The sequence below is a fragment of the Eubacteriales bacterium genome (genome assembly GCA_041390245.1).
Classification (GTDB): domain Bacteria; phylum Bacillota; class Clostridia; order Christensenellales; family JAWKQI01; genus JAWKQI01.
In genome coordinates this window covers 310,916-328,128 of the sequence record JAWKQI010000001.1, presented here as the reverse complement: position 1 = coordinate 328,128, position 17,213 = coordinate 310,916, and the positions used below count along the sequence as shown (strand labels likewise).

Sequence of the window (17,213 nt, the reverse complement as noted above, 5' to 3'; positions counted from 1 at the left end):
ACCTTATAGTAGGGGACAAGGCTAATGGCAGAAAGAAACACCATTTTTAATTCCCGCCCTTTATTTTTTATTGCCTCGTTGCCGTGTTTCGCAATAGGCATAGCCGTTGAGGATGCTGTAAGATTAAACACGCCCTTCATTTTTGTAATTTTATTTTTAGGCATTTTAGTGTCTGCACTCCTTTACATGCTGTTTAAAAAATGGTTTATATTAGGGATCCTTTTAGCCTCCGTAAGTCTGGGGGCTTTTTGTTATAATTTAGCGCTGATACCGGTAAACCAAAGCATACCGTCTGAGCAAAGCATATCAATAACTGGAACCATATCAGAAAATCCGGAATATGTGACAGGGGAAATCAGCAAGTATGTTTTAAAAGGTGTCAGCATAACAGCGGAAGATGGAATCAAGCAGCTTGAAGGAAAAGTGCTGTTAACGGCACCCGCCGGCTTTGAATACGGCGACGTGGTTTATGCAGATAAAGCAAGTATAAGGTATACCTATGAAGAGAGGAATCCGAATGGATATAACGAACAAAAATACCTTTTGGCAGATGGAATAGCTTTTCGTGCAAATGCAGACGAGATTACTAAGACAGGGCAGGATAAAAACTTTTTTAAAAACGTTTTTATAACTATAAATAAATCTATTGCCATGGTCATAGATTCTACGTTTGATGCTTCTGCCGCTCCGGTAGCAAAGGGCATGCTGCTTGGCGATACATCAAGTATAAGCGATGACGTGACTTCTTCATTCAGCACGGCCGGAATATCACATATAGTTGCTGTGTCTGGGTTGCACATTGGGTTTCTTGCCGCGATTTTGGTTTGGCTTTTAGGGCTTTTAAAAGTAGGTAAAAAGATAAGCTTTGCAGTAGAAATATTGATATTGTATCTGTTCGTTGAGATAATCGGTGCGCCGGCAAGCGCAGTTCGTGCGTTTATTATGGTGGCGGTTTACCTTATATTCAACTTAACAGATAAGAGAACTGATACGCTTATAGTTTTTTCAACTGCATTTTTGATTATACTGGTCTTGTCCCCGCTGAGCATATTTAAAATGTCATTTCAGCTTTCCTTTGCCGCAGTTTTCGGAATAATAACGGTGGGGGATCTTTTAAACCGCTGCTTTAAAAAGAAAAAGGTGCTAAGCCTAGCAGCAGCTTCTATCGGCGCTTCATCTGGCGTATCTTTATTTGCAGCCAGGTTCACGGGTACAATAGCTGTTTATTCGCTGATAGGAAATTTGCTTGTTATACCGCTAGTGGCTGTCTCACTTATATTTATACTCCTATCCGTTATATTGGGGCTTATTTTTGCCCCGATAGCGTTTATAACGGCGGCGGCTGGTAGCTTTATAATAAATGTGATAATCGACATTGCTTTGTCAATTTCAAACCTGCCTTATGCAAACATATCTTTTCCAAGCCTTGGTATCTTGGCAATAGCACTGGCGCTTTTGCTTATGCTCGTAGTGTCTAAATACTTCTTTAAAGACAAAGATTAAAAAATAGTTGGCGTAACGCTTTATTTTTGCTATTATTAGTGATAGTTTTAGGCTACATGATACCGTATGGCGGATTATATATTGCGGCAATAGATGTATCTCAAGGCAGCGCTACGTATATAAGGACTCCTAATAACAAAACTATACTGATAGACGGTGGCAGTGAGTATAATCTAACCCTGTTAGAAGATTATTTGCAGGGCAGGGGAGAAATAGATATAGGTATAATAACTCATGACGATTCAGACCATTCCTACGGAATAAAAGAGCTTATGGAAGAAGGAAAGATAGAAACTGTCTATACAAATGAATGCGATGCCCCTAAAATAAGTATAGAAGAAAATACGAATAAGATACTCACTCTAAGTAAGGGAGATACTCTATATTTCGACGGAGTAAAAATAACCGTATATAACCCGGGTTCAAACAGCGATGAGGACGATTCCAATTATAATTCGCTGGTATTGCTTATTGAATACAATGGGAATCGTATACTGGTACCGGGAGATATACCCAGCGCAGTCGAAGAAGATATAATGGCTGAAATCGGCGATATAGACGTATTGTTTGTAGCACATCATGGGGCTGCTTCTTCCACGTCAGATGAGTTTTTAAAATATGTAAAACCGGAAACTGCGATTATTTCGGTTGGTAAGAACAACTACGGGCACCCGAGCGAGCGTGTTTTAAATTCGCTCTTAAAGGCCTGCGACGAAATTTATACAACTGAACAAAATGGCTGCGTAGAGCTTTATATAGACGACAAAATAAGAGTAGAAACGGTAAGGTAGGCAAAATGGCAAACAGTGTTAACAAAAATGTATATCTTTTTCATGGGCAGGAAAATTTTCTTAGAGAAGCAGCGGTAAAAGCGGCGGTTAATGGCGTGCCGCTTAACATACCTGAACTTAACTATATGGTATTAGATGAAAAAACGCCCGCTAATGACATCATAGTCGCATGTGAGACACTGCCTGTAATGGATGAATCCAGGGTCATCTTGGTTAAGGATTCGCCCTGTTTTTCAGGCGATACTTCTGGTGCCGCTAAGTTAAGCGAATATCTGCCGAAGATACCTATAAGCACGGTGCTTATATTTGAGTTGACATATAGCGCAGACACCCGAAAAAAATTGGTGAAGGCAATTCTTAATGCCGGAAAAGTAGAACACTTTAAGAAACTAAAAGGGTATGAAACGGTAAGCTACCTTACAAAGGATCCTGAAATAAACATAGACAGGGATGCAGCCCATCTCCTGGTGGAATATGTAGGCAGCGACCTGTTGAATGTGCTTGGTGAAATAGAAAAACTGCGTTTTATCGTTGGTAAAAACAAGATAAAGGTTGCAGATATAAAAAAGTATGTAAATTATGGTGTAGACTACGAAGTTTTTTTGCTTCACGGATATTTTATGAAAAAAGATATGAAAAATATGAAAAGGCTTTTTGATAAGATTTTAGATGAAGAAAGAAGCCCTTTTTCGATAATAGGTTTAATAGCGGCTAAGTTTAGGACCCTTCATATGGTGAAAAGCCTGTTAAACTTAGATTGCAGTGCAGAAAGAATAGTCTCTTTAACGGGCCTATCACAGTTTGAAGTGAAAAATGCGCTTTTAGATGTAAAAAATTTTTCAAGCAGAGATATTAAAGATGCGTTTACCAGCCTTGCGGATTTAGAAGTTTCACAAAAAAAAGGCGAAGCGTCTTTTGATTTATCAACGTTTGAAACGCTCTGCCGGATATACAAAGTTTTCTAGTAATTATTGGCAAAACAAAAAAGCCCTGAAAGTGACTTAAAAGAGCTTTTTCAAAATCAAATTAAAAACCGCTTAGGGTGAAAAGCTGTTTTTAAAGTTTTAATTTGGCTTTAAGCTTGCGCTTTGTTTAAAGCCTTGGCCATTCTGCTTTTTTTACGGTTAGCTTTGTTTTTGTGTATAACGCCTTTTTTTGCGGCTTTGTCTACAGCACTTACTGTATCACGCAAAAGTTCTTTGGCAATTGGATCGTCTGACTTAACAGCAACGTCAAAATTTTTAAGCCTTGTCTTTAAATTGGTTTTAACGGCGCGGTTTTTAAGCGTTCTTTTCTCAATTGTCAATACACGCTTTTTAGCAGATTTTATATTAGGCATTTTCTTCACCCCCGGTTGTATTTTAAACATTAGGATTGTATCATAAATAAAAAACTAATGCAAGCAAATATTTATTTTTCCCCGAATTTTTATTGCTTTAATGGGAATAGAAATAGTATTGTCAATATAAATATTTTAAAAAAAGTTGAAGTTTTTTTAAAAATGTAATAAAATAGGTTCCTAATTGTAAGAAAATGAGTTGTAACAAGTAAGGGAGGTCTATGAATGGGAGCTACTGTAAAAAATATGATAGGTAGTATTGTCTTTTCGGAAGAAGTTCTTGCTAACCTTGCAGGGTTGGCGGCGATGGAGTGCTACGGTATAGTTGGTATGGCCTCAAAAACTGCTATGGACGGTATTGTGCAACTTTTTAAAGGGGAAAACTTGTCCAAAGGCGTAAAAGTATCAGTTGACGGGAATAATTTATCGATTCATCTATACATTGCCGTTAAGTATGGGGTATCAATGCCTGCTGTCGCAGAGAATGTCGTTGATACTGTTAAGTATAAAGTCGAAAAACTTACAGGCCTTAGTGTTGCTAATTTAGATGTAACTATAAGCGACATAAGGTTATAAGGGGGCAAAAATAGTTTGGAAGAATATAAAATTACCGGAGAGATGCTTCGGGATATGATTTTATCTGCAGCTTCTCTGTTAGAAGAAAATAAAGAGGCACTAAATTCATTGAATGTCTTTCCTGTGCCCGACGGAGACACCGGAACTAATATGACTTTAACAATGATGTCTGCAGTAAAGGAGATAAACAGTGTAACTGACGTTACAGTACATAACGTCGCGCAGGCACTGGCTTTAGGCTCTTTAAAAGGCGCAAGAGGGAACTCAGGTGTTATTTTATCGCAGCTGTTTAGAGGGTTTACGCAAGCCTGTACCGGGCTTAACGATATGACTACAGCAGATTTTGCAGCCGGTCTTAGGCTGGGTGTCGAATGTGCGTATAAGGCGGTCATGAAGCCAAAGGAAGGCACGATATTAACGGTAGCACGTTCCATGGCAGACGCTGCTGTTGAAAGCGAAGATGAAGGTGTCCTTAATCTGCTTGACAATGTGCTTAGAGAAGGGGAGAAGACCCTTATAAAAACACCGGATATGCTTTCTGTTTTAAAAGAGGCGGGAGTTGTAGATGCTGGCGGCAAGGGCTTGCTAATTATATATAGCGGTTATAAAGCTGCTCTTAACGGCAACCAGATAAGTATAGACTTTGAAAGCATGGCTCCGCAGAATAACGAAGTTGTCGAAAGCAGTAATGCAGAAATAGAATTTGGATATTGCACAGAATTTTTTATAAAACAATTAAGACAAGGAATTAAATTAAAAGATGTAGACGATTTCAGGGAAAAGCTTTCTAATATTGGGGACTGCGTCTTAGTTGTTGGGGATTTGATGCTGGTTAAGGTGCATGTACATACGAATGAACCGGATAAAGCATTGAACGAAGCTCTTAAGTTGGGGTCCTTATCGGGGATCAAGATAGACAACATGAGAGAACAGCACAATGAAATAATAGGCGATTTCAAGAAAAAAGAAAAAGAAATCCCTCAAAAAGACATAGCAGTAGTTTCTATTGCTGCCGGAGAGGGAATATGCGCTATTTTAAAGGAGCTAGGTGTAGACTTACTAGTTGAAGGCGGCCAGACCATGAATCCAAGCGCACATGATATAGCAACAGCAGTAGATAGCGTACCGTCGCAAAACGTTATTATTTTACCTAATAATAAAAATATTATATTAGCCGCGACACAGGCAAAATCGCTGACCGGTAAAAATATTGAGGTGGTTCCGTCAAAATCCATTCCGCAGGGAATAAGTGCTATGATGGCGTTTAATCCGGAATTAAAACTTGACGAGAACGCAGAAAAGATGACTAAGGCCTTAAGCAATGTAAAAACTGGCGTCGTTACACAGGCGATAAGAGACAGTGGTATGAACGGCCGGGATATAAAAAAGGATGAATTTATAGGCATATTTGAATCTAAGATCGTCGTCAATAAACCGGAATTAGACAGTATACCTACAGAGCTGCTATCGCAAATGGTAGACGAAGATGATTGTGTGATAACCGGATTCTTCGGTGAAAACGTTAATGAAGATGACGCAAAAGAGCTTTTAGAAGAGATACAGGATAAGTTCCCGGATTGCGATGTCGATATGCAATGCGGCGGCCAGCCTGTATATATGTACATATTTGCTGTAGAATAAAATTTTTAAAAAACCGGCATTTTAGCCGGTTTTTTAAAAGGCAACGAAAGAGCAAAAGGAGTTATATAAATGCCAGACCTTTTAAATCTAACTGGTATTGGGCCAAAGACTATAACGCTTTTAAAAAAACTGAATATCTTTTCAGTTGAAGACCTCGTTTATTTTTTGCCAAGAGATTATACAGATTTAAAACAAAAAACGCCGATATTTTTTTTAAAAGATTCTGATACGGTTTTGCTTAATGCGTCTTTAATAGACGTATCTTTAAACCGTATCCGCAAAAACTTAAATATACTTAAGTTAAAAGTTTCAGATGGATCTTCATTTGCCAATGTTTACTATTTTAACCAGGCATATTTAAAAGACAGGTTTAAAACTGGAGATAAGATATGCGTTTTAGGTAAAGTCAAGCGTACTAACTTTGAAATAAGATTAGATAATCCGGAGATAATATCAAACAGCGAAAATTTATTTGATATACTGCCGATATATCGGTTGACAGCAGGGCTGACACAAAAAAAGATGCGTGAGCTTATTTTAAACGCACTTAAGAAATATGAAGTTAAAGACGATATGTTTTCTGATAAAACGCGTAAAGAATACGGGCTAAGTAAGCGTAAAGAGGCATTTTTCAACGTGCATTTTCCAAAAGACAAGGAAATGCTTGCTCTAGCTAAAAGAAGGCTTTTATTTGAGGACTTAATGCTATTTAATGCCTTTTTATATAAGGTCAGCAGTGAAAATAAAAGTGAGGACTTTATAAAAGTTAATACAGACGGTGCACTTTGTGAATTTTTTTCGCTGTTGCCTTATGAACCAACGTCTGCCCAAAGGCGCATCTGTGGCGAGATTTGCGAAGACATGCAAACAAAGCGTATGGAGCGACTGATTCAGGGCGATGTTGGCTGCGGCAAGACCATGATCGCATTTTTTGCTATGTACCTGCTTGTAAGGCAGGGCTACATGGCTGCAATGATGGCACCAACTGAGGTACTCTCAAGGCAGCACTACGAAGAGGCGAAAAAGCTGTTTGAAAGCAAAAATATAAGAATAGAGCTGCTTGTAGGATCTATGAGTGCATCTGAAAAAAAAGAAGTAAAGGAGCGTATAAACAAAGGAGAGGCAGATTTAGTATTTGGTACGCATGCGCTGTTTTATGAAAACGTGGTTCCGCCGAATTTAGGTTTGGTTATAGCTGATGAGCAGCACCGTTTCGGGGTGTCGCAGCGTGCGGCATTTGAGGCTAAAGGTACCCCGCATGTAATGATCATGTCAGCTACGCCGATACCAAGGACGCTTGCAATGGTGCTTTATAAGAACTTGGATATTTCTATAGTAGATGAAATGCCTCCTTTAAGAAAAAAAGTAAAAACTTTTATAGTAAGCGAGCAAAAGCGTCTTGATATGTATGGCTACATAAAAAAAAGCATAGTGGATGGCTCGCAGTGTTATGTGGTCTGCCCGCTTATAGAAGAAAACGAGGATTTCCCAAAAAGGAGTGCAGCTGACGTACTGGCTGAACTTTCTAAAATCTTTCCTAAAGGAAGCGTTGCTATGCTGCATGGGAAGTTGAGCGCAAAGAAAAAACAGGAGATAATAAACGGATTTTATTCTGGTGAAATAAAAGTCTTAGTGGCGACGACAGTTGTTGAAGTTGGCGTAAATGTTCCAAACGCTACTATAATGGTCATAGAAAACGCTGAGATGTTCGGGTTGTCTACTTTGCACCAATTAAGAGGAAGAGTAGGTAGGGGAGAAAAAGAATCCTTTTGCTTTTTAGTAACAGAAGCAGATACAGGCCCTGCATATGAGAGATTAAGTATGCTGGTCAGTTCAAACGATGGATTTTTAATAGCGCAAAAAGACCTTGAGATGAGAGGGCCTGGAGAGTTTCTTGGCAGCAGGCAAAATGGGACAGGCGATCTATACATGACTCATTTGATTAAAGACATGCGTATTTTAAATGAGACTCAAGAAGCATATATGAAGATGCTTGAAAACGGCGACAGCGAAGAAATAATGCGTATTGAGAATGCAGCAGAAGAGAGGTTTGCCGATAAATTTGACAAAGTTACATTAAATTAAAAAATTAAATTTATTTAATATTAGTTTAAAAACCAAAAATCTTTTTAAAAAAGATTTTTGGTTTTTTTATGGAAAAAGTTTAATTATTTGCCAGTTTATTATTTTTATTACTGGTTAAATTATTAATGCACACACAACCATCAAAAGGAGGTGAAAAAGATGGCAAAAGGAAAAGCAGCAGTTCCGGAAGCAAAACAGTACTTAAATAACATGAAGTATGAAATTGCTACTGAACTCGGTGTTAATTTAAAGCAGGGTTACAATGGTGATTTAACAGCAAAACAGAATGGTTCAGTTGGTGGAGAAATGGTAAAGAGAATGATCCAGCAGGCTGAAAATTCAATGCCTAATCAGTAACTATATATATGTTTATTAAAAGCATATTTAAAAAAATGGAGGTGAAATAAATGAATCAGCAGGGTTCTAATCAGCAGAACACTAATCAGAGTTCCAACAGCAGCAACAATAGCTCCAAGAAAAAGTTAGGTAACATGAAATATGAAATAGCTAACGAACTTGGTGTTAATTTAAAGCAGGGTTACAACGGAGATCTTACATCACGTGAAGCTGGATATGTTGGCGGATACATGGTTAAGAGAATGATTGAGCAGGTCGAACGGTCTATGTCGGGCCAGTAAAATCTTTTTAGTTGAGATATGATTATAAAAAGGCGAAGCGCTTAAAATAAGAAGTGACTTTGCCTTTTATTATGCCGCAAAATAGGTATTTAAAGCTAGATTTGTGGGCCCTTATATGTTATAATTTTTAAAAATAATTTTAAGAAATTTAAAGCAAACATAGCTTTAGGGGTTTTAAGGAGTAAATGTAATGAAGATATCCTCAATATTTAAGCAAAATAAAACAATTTTTTCACTTGAGGTGTTTCCGCCAAAAAAAACGAGCCCGATAAATACTATTTACGATACTTTAGATAAATTAAAAGATTTGGATCCGGATTTTATAAGTGTGACATACGGTGCCGGAGGCAATATTGCAGATACATCGACATGCGATATAGCTTCTGACATAAAGAAGATATATAATATAGAGCCGCTTGCACATCTAACTTGCGTAAACAGCACAAAAGAGGAAGTAAAGATAAATTTAGACAGGCTAAATAACTGCGGAATAGAAAACATAATGGCGCTAAGAGGAGACGTAAATCCGAATGTAGAGCCTAAAAAAGATTTTAAATATGCAAGTGAACTCGTTGCCTTTATTAAGCAAAACGGGGATTTCAATATATCCGGGGCATGTTATCCTGAAGGGCATGTAGAAGCCAAAAATCTTAAGGGAGATATTTTAAACCTTAAGAAAAAGGTTGATACCGGAGTATCGCATCTTATTTCGCAGCTTTTTTTCGATAATAAATTTTTCTACGATTTTGTAAGAAGGGCGAAAAACGCCGGTATAAACGTACCGATAGAAGCAGGTATAATGCCGGTCGTTAACAAAAAGCAGATAGAACGTATGGTCACTCTTTGCGGAGCCAGCCTTCCTCCTAAATTTACTAAGATGATGCAAAGATACGAGTACCATGAGGAGGCTCTTCGCGACGCGGGTATAGCATATGCTATAGAACAGATAGTAGACCTGCTGTCACACGATGTAGATGGGATACACCTTTATACCATGAACAACGCAAATATTGCAAAGAGGATAAGTGAAAGCGTACATAGTTTAATAAAAGCTAAGAGCTAAAAGGAGGATGTTTTGATAAATATACTCTCAATTGACAAAGAAGAGGCTTGCCGTTATTTAGGGTATAAAGGCCAGCCATCTGAGCAGGTTTTAAACGCCCTTATCGAGAGTGAACAAAGGCTGCTTTCTGTTATTGCACCAAGGTATATTTATTCATCTTTCGATATAAACAGAGTTGAAAAAGGGGTAAAGCTAAGAGGCACCGGCTTAGTTTTAACTGGGAAAGATATTTTAAAGCATCTGGAAGGGTCCCAAAAAGCCGTTATATTATCTGCGACAATAGGAGCAAATGTAGATGCGGTTTTACGGGCGGCAGAAATAAGCGATATTGCAAGTGCTGTTATGATGGATGCGCTTGCGTCTTCGGCTATTGAACAAGTCGTTGATAAAGTTGAAGAAAAGATTAAAGACGAATTTTATAAGTATAAATTAACCAGCAGGTTCTCTCCTGGATATGGGGATTTGCCTTTAAATATACAGGAAAAACTTTTAGATGTGCTTAATGCGCCTAAAAGGATAGGGCTTTGCGTCAATGACAAAAATATGCTGACTCCGATAAAGTCTGTAACAGCGGTAATGGGCTTATATCTCGGGGAGACAAAAGAAGGAAGCTCGCCATGTGAAAGGTGCAATTTGGCCGGCAACTGCCCATATAGAAAAAGAGGAGAGTATTGTGGAATTTAAAAAACTTTTAAATAAAAAATTTATTTATTTAGACGGCGCAATGGGCACCCTGCTTTTAAAAAGCGGTTTAAAGCTGGGTGAAATACCAGAAGTACTAAACATAACACATGATAAGCTTATATCAGATATTCACTTAAGTTACGTAAAAAGCGGCGCGGATATAATATATACGAATACATTCGGTGCAAACAGGCTTAAATTAAAAGACAGCGGTTATAGCGTAGACAAGATAGTTAAAGCAGCTGTCAAAAACGCACGGACCGCCTGTGGCAAAGATACGCTCGTTGCACAGGATATAGGCCCGATAGGCAAGCTTTTAGAGCCTACCGGCAGTTTGACTTTTGAAGAAGCATACGACATATTTGCCGAGCAGGTTAGGGCCGGAGAAGATGCTGATTTAATAGTCATAGAGACTATGGCAGATATATACGAGGCTAAGGCCGCCGTTCTTGCCGCTAAGGAAAATAGTACAAGGCCGGTCCTTGTAACTATGACATTTGAAAAAAATATGCGTACTTATACCGTGTGTTCTATTATGGATATGGTTTTAGCGATAGGCTCGCTCGGGCCGGATGCTATAGGCATAAATTGTTCTCTTGGGCCAAAGGAGATATACCCTTTGGTTAAAGAGCTAAGTTCTCTAACCGATCTTCCTATAATAGTCAAGCCTAACGCAGACCTCCCAGACCTTGACAACAATCAGTATAATATCACCGCCGAGGAATTTAGCGACTATATTCACGCTTTAGTTCCGTTTGGCATAAAGTTTGCGGGAGGATGCTGCGGCACTACACCTGAATATATAAAGCTCATTAAACAAAAGCTTGAAAAAGAAAATAAAGTAAAAATCAAAAAAGAGAGTTTTTCTGCCGTTTGTTCGCATGGGAAGACTGTTATAATAGATAAATCCAGGATAATAGGCGAGCGCATAAACCCGACAGGCAAGAAGCTGTTTAAAGAGGCTCTTAAAAACGGTGATATAGACTATATTTTAGGACAGGCCATCGAACAGGTTAAAGCCGGTGCGGATATTTTAGACGTAAATGTAGGTATGCCTGATATAGACGAAAAAGCGACGATGGTCAAAGTCGTTAAGGCTGTTCAAAGTGTTGTAGACGTTCCGCTTCAGATAGATTCATCAGACCCTGAAGTCCTCGAGGCAGCGCTTAGGGTATACTGTGGCAAGCCGATTGTAAATTCCGTTAACGGAGAGGAGAAATCTTTAAATACTATATTGCCGCTTGTTAAAAAGTATGGGGCCGCAGTTGTAGGGCTAACCCTTGACGAAAACGGAATACCAAAGGAAGCAGACAAAAGGTTTGAAATAGCAAAGAAGATTTTGAATAAAGCGGCTGAATTAGGCATTAAGAAAGAGGATGTATTTATAGATTGTTTGACACTGACGGTTTCAGCAGAGCCAGGTAGTGCAGTTATAACTTTGGATGCCCTAAAAAGGGTAAAAGAGGAATTAAAGTTAAATACAGTCCTTGGAGTATCTAACATTTCATTTGGGCTGCCTGAACGCGAAAAGATAAATGCAACGTTTTTAACTATGGCTCTTAACGCAGGGCTGACTCTTCCTATCATTAACCCGAATATAGAGTGCATGACAGGGTCGGTCATTGCTTATAACCTCCTTACAGGTAAAGACGAAAATGCCAGTGAGTTCATATCTAAATATGGGAATAATATTCCTGCTAAGCCAGAGGTTAAGCAAGCAGGTTGCGCCGATATATTCTATGCAATTGAAAACGGGCTTAAAAACGAAGGGGCGCTAATTGTTAAAAACCTCCTTTTGGAAAAAGATCCTATGGAGATAATAAACGAATACATAATCCCGGCTCTTGATACAGTTGGAGACAGATATGAAAAAGGTGAGATATTTTTACCGCAGCTCATAATGTCTGCCGAAGTCGTTAAATCGGCTTTTGAGATAATTAAGACAAGGCTAATAAAAGACGACAAAGCCTCGGTAGACAACGGCAAGATAGTACTTGCGACTGTTAAAGGGGATATACATGATATAGGGAAAAACATCGTAAAAGTGCTTTTGCAAAACTACGGTTATAAAGTCATAGATTTAGGCAAGGATGTAGAAGTAGAAGCTATTGTACAAACCGCTAAAAGCGAAAAGGCACCGTTAGTTGGGTTGAGTGCTCTTATGACAACCACACTTAAAAGCATGGAAGAAACTATCGCTATGATAAAAAATGAAGGCCTTAATTGCAAAGTTATGGTGGGAGGAGCGGTACTGACTCCGGAATACGCCAAAAAGATAGGCGCAGATTTTTACGCAAAGGACGCAAAGGGAGCGGTCGATATATCTAAAAGCGTATTTAAAAGATAAGTTTTATGCTGCCATTTTTAAAAATACCGTTCATAACCTCGGAAAAATTTTCATAAAATTGAAAATGAAGAGGGGGAATTTAGAAATGGTGAAAACAATGGTCGGCAAAAGTGTAACAAAAGGTAAGACTCAAGGGGCAGACAAATATTTTAAGTGCATGTTGCTTTCTTCACTTCGGTCAGCGATTTTAGCTACTATCTTTACGATCGCGCTGATACTTATATTCGCCCTGATACTTAAAAACGGTGGGATCTCCGAAAATTCGATACCTTTGATAAACCAGATAATAAAAATATCAAGTGTAGTTTTAGCAGCGATTTTAAACGTAATTAAAGTTAAGGAAAAATTCTTTTTAGCTGGTGCTCTTGCAGGCGTTATGTACGTCTTGATAGGGTTTTTAACTTTTTCACTTATAGAAGGCAACATGGGGAGTTTTCTGGCGCTCTTGTCAGATGCACTTATGGCAGCTTTAATAGGCGCTATCGCAGCTATAATATTTTCACAATTCAAGCGCAAGAAATAAAATACACTTGAAAATACGGGCTAGAGGTTATATAATAACTTACGTAAATTGTTTACGGAGGAAGTCTTATGCAGCATATTAAAATAGCTAAAAAAGGTACGCTTAATTGCAATTTAAAAAATACAGGCTGTGGAGAATGTCAGGTTTCTTGCCAGTCTGCTTGCAAAACATCTTGCACTGTTGCTAACCAAAAGTGTGAGAACAAAAAATAATGGTATTTAAAAATTTAAATGAAAGGCAGTAATTATACCTAAAATTACTGCTTTTTTAATATGTATGGGGAAAAAACATTGATACACGCATTTACATTAAGAGGAAAAAATTACGTATTAGACGTTGAAAGCGGAACAATCTTAATGCCAGATCCTTTAAGTTTTAAAGTGCTTCTGGCGCTTGAAAAAGGAGAAGATGTAAATTTACTTTCGATTGAAAAAGAAATTTTAGATAGTATACTGGCTGAAATCAAGGAGCTCAAAAAAGCGGGCATGCTTTTCACACCTGCTCCTAATATCGAAGAAAAACGGGAATATGGTTTAAAGGCGCTTTGCCTTAACATGGCGCACGACTGTAATCTTCGCTGTACCTATTGTTTCGGAGATAAAGGTGCATTTGGCGGCGAGAGAAAGAAGATGAGCGTAGATATAGCAAAAAGGGCGCTATTGATGCTCGCTCAAAAAAGCGGCAAGAGGAAGAATTTAGAGGTAGATTTTTTTGGCGGGGAACCGCTTATAAATTTTGAAGCTGTAAAAGAAGCGGTTGTTTATGGCAGGCAGCTTGAAAAAGAGTACGATAAGAATTTCCGCTTTACCATAACTACGAACGCATATAGCTTCCCAGAAGAATATATGGATTTTTTGAATAAAGAGATGAAAAACGTCGTGATAAGCGTAGACGGAAGGAAACAGACTCACGACCGACTTAGAAAAACGGTTTCCGGCGGCGGAAGCTATGATAAAGTTATTGAGAACGCAATGAAATTTGTTAAAAAACGCGGGGAAGGCGAGCATTATATAAGAGGTACGTTTACTTCTAATAACCTTGATTTTTCGGCAGATGTAACGGACCTTGTAGACAAGGGGTTTAAACAGATATCGATAGAACCGGTGGTAACGGTAGGATCTCTTGCTATAACAAAGGAAATGCTGCCCCAAATCATGGATGAATACGAAAAGCTGTTTGATTTGCTAAGAGAGTATAAAGATACGGAAAAATGGTTTAATTTTTTCCATTTTATGATAGACTTAGATGCAGGCCCATGTCTTAATAAGCGTATCCGCGGCTGCGGCGCCGGCAGAGAATATGTTGCAATTTCACCAGACGGGGACATTTATCCTTGTCATCAGTTTGTCGGCAAAAGCGAATTTTTGATGGGCAATATATTTTATGGTATCATAGATAAAGATATTGCTAAAAAATTTAGCAGTGTAAATGTATTTGAAAAAGAAGACTGCTCAAAATGCTTTGCAAAATACTATTGCAGCGGCGGATGTGCGGCAAATTCATATAATATAACGGGAGATTTAAAGAAAAACGTTGATATAAGCTGTGAAATGGAGAGAAAACGGGTTGAACTTTCTATAGCTCTTGCGCTTGACAAGTAAAGGCAGGAAAGTTGTTGTTCAGGGGAAAAAGGGGACTTTTTTATGCGTCCTAACGGAAAGGCAAAAAAGATAGTTTTGTTCTCGCTGATATTATTAGCCGGTGCTATGGCTCTTTATGCCCTTTTTGTGGTTTCTTGTTCGGTAAGCGCATTTAACCAGCTAAGCGAAGGCAACTACCATGAAGCTTTACTGACGTTTAATAAGATACCTGATTTGACTCAGGATATCAGCTTAGGCCGGAAATTTGCTCAGGCAGGCGATCTGATGGAGCAAGGCGAGTATGATGAAAGCAGGGAACTGTTTGAAGAACTTGGGAATTTCAATGGAGCTAGCCTCCTTTTCAAAGAGATAAATTATAGGCAGGCAAAGGACAAGCTGTTAGAAGAAGACTACACAACCGCGATAGATATGCTTTTAGATCTTGGAAATTATATGGACAGCGAAGAGTTGCTTAATTACGCCAAGAAAAATATTTACGAAAAAGCGGTTGATTATTATGAAAACGGGCAAATAACTATTTCTGCTGCATTGTTTGAAAAAATTGAAGATTATGAAGATGCAGGTAAGTATAGGATACTTGCCAATCCAAAGAGTTTAGATGAGCTTCTTAGTATTTTAGATTATGAAGATGCCAAGGAAGTTTTGCTAAAAAGCAAGTATTTTGATGATTATTTAAGCGGTACATGGAGCGGCTCTAAATATTCGCTTACAGCTAAAATCGAATCGGGTGTTTTGGTTATAGAACATAATTTCCCTATAGAATCTAGAGAAGATTATGTTATTAAAGACGGGTACTTATGCAGTTACGAAGGGGGCACGGCAGAGAAATTTTTAGGGTTTTCGATTGATAGCAAAGACAAGATATACGTAACGATTGTAAGTACAGGGAAAAAAGTAACATTAAAAAGGCAATAAAAAGTTTATATAAGAAAGGCATATTTTAAAAAGGGCAAAAACGTGGTAATAGATTTTCATACACATGCATTTTCAACAAAGGTAGTAAATAAGGCTATAAGTTCACTAAGCAAAAAAGCGGCACTCATACCGTATTTTGACGGAACGCTTGCCGGCCTTAAAAATCAGATGAAAATTGACGGCGTAGATATGTGCGTCGTGCTTAATATCGTAACGAATCCAAAAAGCCAGCGTGTAGTCAATGATTTTGCTATTGAAGTTAACAATATGCCGGAATTTTTCGGATTCGGTTCTGTTCATCCGGATGCACCGGATGCGCTTGATGAAATAGATTATATATGCGACATGGGTATAAAAGGGGTAAAGCTTCATCCGCAGTACCAGAATTTTTACGTAGACGATAAAAAGATGATTAAGATATACGAGAAGCTGGCTAAAAAAGGGCTTATAGTAACATTCCATGCAGGAGACGATATTGGTTTTTTCGGGGCAAAAAACTTCTTGCCGAAAAATTTTTTAAATATTATGGGAGCGCTTGAAGGTGCAAAGGTAGTTCTTGCGCACTACGGCTCTTTCAATATGCTTGATGAAGTTGAAAAGCTCTTGGTAGACAAAAACGTATACTTTGATACATCTTATAGCTACGGGGCAATGTTTAAGGACCAAATAGAGCGTATAATTAAAAACCACGGGGCAGAAAGGATGCTTTTTGGCAGCGACATGCCGTGGAGCAGCTTTGAACATGAAAAATTCGTTATTGAATGTCTTGATTTAACTAAGGAACAAAAAGATAATATATTTTATAAAAACGCAAAAGAGCTTCTTCATATATGAGGAAGCCCTTTTAATTTTAGGATTGCGGAGCGTATTTTTCTATAAGTTTATTTACCCATAATTTATTTGGGCCTTCGATTATGGAAAACGGTTCGCCAGATTCTAATTCTTCTTCTTTAAACATAAGGAGCTTAACATTTTTTCTGGGTGTAGCTGAAGTAACCTCAAGATAGAAAAGCGCATATGGGGCATATCCGTCTTTATATGCTATTAAGTTTATTTCGCCCCACGGTTTTGTAATCGAAGAATCAAACCTATCATCTAGGACTACCGGAACGCTTATTTCAGGAGTGTTGCCATCTTCGTCTGTCGTATAATATTTTCCGGTCTCGATGATATATACTTTGGCTAAGGGTATTGGTGTTTCACTGTATCCGTCTACAACAGTAAAACTTACTGTGGCGGTCTGAGTTGTCTTAAATACCGACAGGCTGTCGGTATCCAGAGGGATTACGGATGTTAAAAGAATGGAGGATGTAAGCAGCATAATGCATACTATTGCCGTAAAAATATATGTTTTTTTATTTAGGTTTTGCATATGTTTTGTCCCTTTCACAGTAATTTATATGCTTAAAAAGGTTTAAAATTTACAATTAATAAATGGAATTTATTAAGGTTGAATGATATTATGTATAAGAGGAATTAATAATAATCTATATTTTGTCATTTACTA

The 17,213-nt window shown here is 38.1% G+C and carries 18 protein-coding genes; 16 read left to right on the top strand and 2 right to left on the bottom strand.

What is annotated here, in order from left to right; all coding sequences use genetic code 11:
* The first annotated feature begins 24 nt into the window (after nt 1–24).
* The 3 genes from R2876_01655 to holA are packed head-to-tail and all read left to right on the top strand — an operon-like array spanning nt 25 to nt 3,259.
* Entirely contained in the window at nt 25–1,503 is a 1,479-nt protein-coding gene (locus R2876_01655; GenBank protein MEZ4357326.1) for a ComEC/Rec2 family competence protein, read from the top strand.
* A gap of 26 nt (nt 1,504–1,529) precedes the next feature.
* Entirely contained in the window at nt 1,530–2,294 is a 765-nt protein-coding gene (locus R2876_01650; GenBank protein ID MEZ4357325.1) for an MBL fold metallo-hydrolase, read from the top strand.
* 5 nt (nt 2,295–2,299) lie between these two features.
* Nucleotides 2,300–3,259 (top strand): DNA polymerase III subunit delta, encoded by a 960-nt coding sequence (gene holA / locus R2876_01645; protein MEZ4357324.1) that lies wholly within the window; start codon nt 2,300–2,302, stop codon nt 3,257–3,259.
* Nucleotides 3,260–3,369: 110 nt separating this feature from the next.
* On the opposite strand, the gene rpsT is transcribed toward holA, so the two are convergent.
* Complete coding sequence (gene rpsT, locus R2876_01640; GenBank protein ID MEZ4357323.1) at nt 3,370–3,633, bottom strand: 30S ribosomal protein S20; 264 nt, start codon at nt 3,631–3,633, stop codon at nt 3,370–3,372.
* Nucleotides 3,634–3,858: 225 nt separating this feature from the next.
* Between rpsT and R2876_01635 the strand changes: the two genes are divergently transcribed.
* The 13 genes from R2876_01635 (at nt 3,859) to R2876_01575 (ending at nt 16,540) form a co-directional block, all read left to right on the top strand.
* Complete coding sequence (locus R2876_01635) at nt 3,859–4,209, top strand: Asp23/Gls24 family envelope stress response protein (GenBank protein ID MEZ4357322.1); 351 nt, start codon at nt 3,859–3,861, stop codon at nt 4,207–4,209.
* Nucleotides 4,210–4,224: 15 nt separating this feature from the next.
* Nucleotides 4,225–5,850 carry a DAK2 domain-containing protein gene (locus R2876_01630; protein MEZ4357321.1) on the top strand — a complete coding sequence of 542 codons (1,626 nt, stop codon included), beginning with the start codon at nt 4,225–4,227 and terminating at the stop codon, nt 5,848–5,850.
* Nucleotides 5,851–5,919: 69 nt separating this feature from the next.
* Nucleotides 5,920–7,935, top strand: a complete 2,016-nt coding sequence (gene recG, locus R2876_01625; protein ID MEZ4357320.1) for an ATP-dependent DNA helicase RecG — start codon at nt 5,920–5,922, stop codon at nt 7,933–7,935.
* Between the two features lie 159 nt (nt 7,936–8,094).
* Nucleotides 8,095–8,292, top strand: coding sequence for an alpha/beta-type small acid-soluble spore protein (locus R2876_01620; GenBank protein ID MEZ4357319.1), 198 nt, complete (start codon nt 8,095–8,097; stop codon nt 8,290–8,292).
* A 50-nt stretch (nt 8,293–8,342) separates the two neighbouring features.
* Nucleotides 8,343–8,573 (top strand): alpha/beta-type small acid-soluble spore protein, encoded by a 231-nt coding sequence (locus tag R2876_01615; protein MEZ4357318.1) that lies wholly within the window; start codon nt 8,343–8,345, stop codon nt 8,571–8,573.
* A gap of 190 nt (nt 8,574–8,763) precedes the next feature.
* Nucleotides 8,764–9,636 carry a methylenetetrahydrofolate reductase [NAD(P)H] gene (gene metF / locus R2876_01610; GenBank protein MEZ4357317.1) on the top strand — a complete coding sequence of 291 codons (873 nt, stop codon included), beginning with the start codon at nt 8,764–8,766 and terminating at the stop codon, nt 9,634–9,636.
* 12 nt (nt 9,637–9,648) lie between these two features.
* Complete coding sequence (locus R2876_01605; protein ID MEZ4357316.1) at nt 9,649–10,320, top strand: methionine synthase; 672 nt, start codon at nt 9,649–9,651, stop codon at nt 10,318–10,320.
* Between the two features lie 40 nt (nt 10,321–10,360).
* The gene (locus tag R2876_01600; GenBank protein ID MEZ4357315.1) at nt 10,361–12,667 is read left to right on the top strand and encodes a homocysteine S-methyltransferase family protein; all 2,307 of its coding nucleotides are present in this window, start codon (nt 10,361–10,363) and stop codon (nt 12,665–12,667) included.
* Nucleotides 12,668–12,752: 85 nt separating this feature from the next.
* On the top strand, nt 12,753–13,190 hold the full coding sequence (locus tag R2876_01595) for a TIGR04086 family membrane protein (protein MEZ4357314.1): 438 nt from the start codon (nt 12,753–12,755) through the stop codon (nt 13,188–13,190).
* A 68-nt stretch (nt 13,191–13,258) separates the two neighbouring features.
* The gene (scfA, locus tag R2876_01590; GenBank protein ID MEZ4357313.1) at nt 13,259–13,402 is read left to right on the top strand and encodes a six-cysteine ranthipeptide SCIFF; all 144 of its coding nucleotides are present in this window, start codon (nt 13,259–13,261) and stop codon (nt 13,400–13,402) included.
* Nucleotides 13,403–13,462: 60 nt separating this feature from the next.
* Nucleotides 13,463–14,791, top strand: a complete 1,329-nt coding sequence (scfB, locus tag R2876_01585) for a thioether cross-link-forming SCIFF peptide maturase (protein MEZ4357312.1) — start codon at nt 13,463–13,465, stop codon at nt 14,789–14,791.
* 42 nt (nt 14,792–14,833) lie between these two features.
* A complete protein-coding gene (locus R2876_01580; GenBank protein MEZ4357311.1) occupies nt 14,834–15,706 on the top strand; it encodes a hypothetical protein in 873 nt (290 codons plus the stop codon).
* 42 nt (nt 15,707–15,748) lie between these two features.
* The gene (locus tag R2876_01575; GenBank protein ID MEZ4357310.1) at nt 15,749–16,540 is read left to right on the top strand and encodes an amidohydrolase family protein; all 792 of its coding nucleotides are present in this window, start codon (nt 15,749–15,751) and stop codon (nt 16,538–16,540) included.
* 16 nt (nt 16,541–16,556) lie between these two features.
* Here R2876_01575 and R2876_01570 read toward each other — a convergent pair whose 3' ends face one another.
* Entirely contained in the window at nt 16,557–17,078 is a 522-nt protein-coding gene (locus tag R2876_01570) for a hypothetical protein (GenBank protein ID MEZ4357309.1), read from the bottom strand.
* Nucleotides 17,079–17,213: the final 135 nt, after the last annotated feature.

What these genes read in the sequence shown, in the direction of transcription:
- R2876_01655 (MEZ4357326.1), top strand. Translation starts at nt 25, where the DNA reads ATGGCAGAAAGAAACACCATTTTTAATTCCCGCCCTTTATTTTTTATT.
- R2876_01570 (MEZ4357309.1), bottom strand. Translation starts at nt 17,078, where the DNA reads ATGCAAAACCTAAATAAAAAAACATATATTTTTACGGCAATAGTATGC.
- holA (MEZ4357324.1), top strand. Translation starts at nt 2,300, where the DNA reads ATGGCAAACAGTGTTAACAAAAATGTATATCTTTTTCATGGGCAGGAA.
- R2876_01635 (MEZ4357322.1), top strand. Translation starts at nt 3,859, where the DNA reads ATGGGAGCTACTGTAAAAAATATGATAGGTAGTATTGTCTTTTCGGAA.
- metF (MEZ4357317.1), top strand. Translation starts at nt 8,764, where the DNA reads ATGAAGATATCCTCAATATTTAAGCAAAATAAAACAATTTTTTCACTT.
- scfA (MEZ4357313.1), top strand. Translation starts at nt 13,259, where the DNA reads ATGCAGCATATTAAAATAGCTAAAAAAGGTACGCTTAATTGCAATTTA.
- rpsT (MEZ4357323.1), bottom strand. Translation starts at nt 3,633, where the DNA reads ATGCCTAATATAAAATCTGCTAAAAAGCGTGTATTGACAATTGAGAAA.
- R2876_01615 (MEZ4357318.1), top strand. Translation starts at nt 8,343, where the DNA reads ATGAATCAGCAGGGTTCTAATCAGCAGAACACTAATCAGAGTTCCAAC.
- R2876_01620 (MEZ4357319.1), top strand. Translation starts at nt 8,095, where the DNA reads ATGGCAAAAGGAAAAGCAGCAGTTCCGGAAGCAAAACAGTACTTAAAT.
- R2876_01600 (MEZ4357315.1), top strand. Translation starts at nt 10,361, where the DNA reads ATGGGCACCCTGCTTTTAAAAAGCGGTTTAAAGCTGGGTGAAATACCA.
- R2876_01580 (MEZ4357311.1), top strand. Translation starts at nt 14,834, where the DNA reads ATGCGTCCTAACGGAAAGGCAAAAAAGATAGTTTTGTTCTCGCTGATA.
- recG (MEZ4357320.1), top strand. Translation starts at nt 5,920, where the DNA reads ATGCCAGACCTTTTAAATCTAACTGGTATTGGGCCAAAGACTATAACG.
- R2876_01595 (MEZ4357314.1), top strand. Translation starts at nt 12,753, where the DNA reads ATGGTGAAAACAATGGTCGGCAAAAGTGTAACAAAAGGTAAGACTCAA.
- scfB (MEZ4357312.1), top strand. Translation starts at nt 13,463, where the DNA reads ATGTATGGGGAAAAAACATTGATACACGCATTTACATTAAGAGGAAAA.